Annotated in this window: 3 protein-coding genes; 1 reads left to right on the top strand and 2 read right to left on the bottom strand. The window is 62.1% G+C overall.

What is annotated here, in order from left to right; all coding sequences use genetic code 11:
* Positions 1-50 precede the first annotated feature (50 nt).
* Both ACRDT3_RS18915 and ACRDT3_RS18910 read right to left on the bottom strand, forming a co-directional pair.
* Positions 51-731 carry a response regulator transcription factor gene (locus ACRDT3_RS18915; RefSeq protein ID WP_105658784.1) on the bottom strand — a complete coding sequence of 227 codons (681 nt, stop codon included), beginning with the start codon at positions 729-731 and terminating at the stop codon, positions 51-53.
* The gene (locus ACRDT3_RS18910; protein ID WP_431494455.1) at positions 728-1,942 is read right to left on the bottom strand and encodes a sensor histidine kinase; all 1,215 of its coding nucleotides are present in this window, start codon (positions 1,940-1,942) and stop codon (positions 728-730) included. Before ACRDT3_RS18910 ends, ACRDT3_RS18915 begins: the two co-directional genes overlap by 4 nt.
* 227 nt (positions 1,943-2,169) lie before the next feature.
* Between ACRDT3_RS18910 and phoU the strand changes: the two genes are divergently transcribed.
* Entirely contained in the window at positions 2,170-2,823 is a 654-nt protein-coding gene (gene phoU / locus ACRDT3_RS18905) for a phosphate signaling complex protein PhoU (protein ID WP_332727721.1), read from the top strand.
* The last annotated feature ends 55 nt before the right edge of the window (positions 2,824-2,878 follow it).

The raw sequence follows: 2,878 nt of genomic DNA, 5'->3' as shown, positions 1-2,878 counted from the left end.
GAATCGGAAGATTCTGCCCGAGGCTCTTGTCGTATCCGCGCTCTGTGCTACTAGACCACGAACTTGTAGCCCAGCCCGCGCACGGTAACCAGGCGTTCGGGGACCGCTGGGTCAACCTCGATCTTGGAGCGCAGGCGCTTGACGTGCACATCCAAGGTCTTGGTGTCCCCCACGTAGTCGCTGCCCCAGACGCGGTCAATCAGCTGGCCGCGGGTGAGCACGCGACCGGCGTTGCGCAGCAGCATTTCCAGCAATTCGAATTCCTTCAGCGGCATGGATACTTCGGTGTTGTCTACCGAGACCACGTGGCGTTCCACGTCCATGCGCACCGGTCCGGCGGTGACCACATTGCTGATGAGTTCTTCGCCTTCTCCCTGGCGGCGCAGCACGGCACGGATGCGGGCCAGCAGTTCGCGTGAGGAGTACGGCTTGGTTACGTAGTCATCGGCGCCGAGCTCCAGGCCGACGACCTTATCGATCTCCGAGTCCTTCGCGGTGAGCATGATGACCGGGACCTGGCTGTTCAGGCGGATCTGGCGGATCACCTCGGTTCCCGGCTGGCCCGGAAGCATCAGATCCAGCAGCACCAGATCTGCGCCATGGCGTTCGAACTCGGTCACGGCTTTCAGGCCGTCGTCGGCAATCCTGACTTCGAAGCCTTCGCGTTCCAGCAGGTAGGACAGCGGGTCAGAGAGCGATTCCTCGTCCTCAACGATCAATATGCGGGTCATCGGCGTCCTCCTTCACGATCGGACGCAGTCGCATCGATCGTTCGTTCCTTCATCTTCTGGCCGGCAAGCACATTGCTGGTCGCCGGTTCTTCGTCCGCTAGGGGAAGTCTTAGGGTAAATGTGGAGCCGTGGCCCGGCTGAGACCACAGCGACACCTCGCCGCCGTGGTTGGCCAGCACGTGCTTGACGATGCTCAGCCCCAGACCGGTGCCACCGGTCTGCCGCGAGCGCGCGGAGTCCACACGGTAGAAGCGCTCGAAAACGCGTTCTTGTTCTTCGGCCGAGATGCCGGGGCCCTGGTCGGTGACCGAAATCTGGGCATAGCCATCACGCTGCCGGATGCCCACGCCTACCGTGGTGTTCTCCGGAGAGTAGCGGATGGCGTTATCGATCAGGTTGCGGATCGCAGTCATCAGCAGGTCCGCATCGCCCAGGATCGGCTCTTCGAGATGGCCGCCCACGGTAATGGCGATGCCCTTTTCTTCGGCGATCAGGTGGCTGCGGTCAACGGCTTCGGCCACGACGCTGTCGATATTCACTTCCTGGCCCTGCACGATGGCATCGGATGCCTGCAAGCGGGAGAGCTCGATGATGTCCTGGACCAGGGCGGCCAGGCGCCGCGATTCCTTGTCCATCCGGGTGGAGAAGCGGCGTACCGCCTTGGGGTCATCGGCGGCCTCGGTAATGGCCTCGGCCAGCAGGCCGATCGCGCCGACCGGGGTCTTCAGCTCGTGGGAAACGTTGGCCACGAAGTCGTTGCGCATCGCTTCGGTACGGGTGATTTCGGTGCGGTCGTCGGCCAGCAGGAGAATGTACTCGTCGCCCAGCGGCGCCACACGCACATGGACAATCAGCTGCCCGGCACCCAGCGTGGAGCGTTGCAGCTCGTACTGGCTTTCTGCAATCACGCCGTCGGCACGAACCTGGCGAACCAGCGAGAGCAATTCGTTGTGGACGAGCGTGTGCCCGCGCACCAGTCCGTAGGCATAGGAAGCGGGGTTGGCGCGAACCACCCCGTCGACGTCATCGAGGATCACGAAGGCGCGTCCAATGACCGACAGGACGGCGGCGGCTCCCTCGGGGAGCACGGGCTCGTCAACCTGCGGCAGCTTCGAAGAGCGGGCCTGGGAAAGCCGGAAGGCGATGACGCCAACGATCCCCAGAGCCAGGCCGAGGACGCCGGCTATAAGAGTCGAGATCACTTCGTTCACATCTTTAGACTAGCTTCACCTGTGGGTGCCTTCGGCCCTAAATGACGCGAATTAGTCGATTTCGGCGCGCTGTTCACCAAACGTTCACCTTTCGTGGCATATTCGTTAATCACCCGCTGACAAGCTGGAGCAAGACCCTCCACCATGCCACAAAACTGTTTCGGGGCGGCTGGCTGCCATGGCAGTCCACCATCCGGCATGGAAACCGACACTCGAAAGGAACTGCTGTGCGTAAGGTATTTCAGGCAGACCTGCAGCAAATTGGCGAAGAACTCATTGAGATGGCCAACCAGGTCGCGACCGCAATGGATCGCGCTTGGGATTCGCTAGCCAACGTCGACGTTGACCTGGCCCAGGAAGTCATCGCGGCGGACGCGAAGATCGACTTCCTGCAGAACCAGCTCGACGAGCGAGCTATCGATACCTTGGCGTTGCAGGGGCCGGTAGCCAGCGACCTGCGCATGATCGTCGGTTCGCTGCGCATGAGCGCTTCGCTGGAACGCATGGGCGACTTGGCACGCCATCTGGCGCAGCTGGCCCGCCTGCGTTTCCCCAATCCAGCGATCCCAGCCAGGATTTCCGACACCTTTGCCCAGATGGCAAAGATCGATATTGACATCGCCAAGGCTGTTGCGCGTTTGCTCGACACCCGCGATCTGCAGATCGCTACCGAAATCATCGAGCTGAACCACCAGCTGGATCGTTTGCACTCCAGCGTCTTCACCCAGGTCGCGGCCGACGACTGGGATGCCAATGCGCCAACCACCGTGGACGTTTCGCTGACCAGCCGCTACCTGGAGCGCTTCGGCGACCACGGCGTGTCCGTAGCTCGCAAGGTCACCTATCTGGTGACCGGCGAATGGGATCCAACCGAGATCTAGGTCCGCGGACCATAAGCTCGAATGCTGCGCCTTGGCGCCTGCCATCCGGTACCAC

Source organism: Glutamicibacter sp. (assembly GCF_050701915.1).
Classification (GTDB): domain Bacteria; phylum Actinomycetota; class Actinomycetes; order Actinomycetales; family Micrococcaceae; genus Glutamicibacter.
This window is presented reverse-complemented; position numbering and strand designations above follow the sequence as displayed.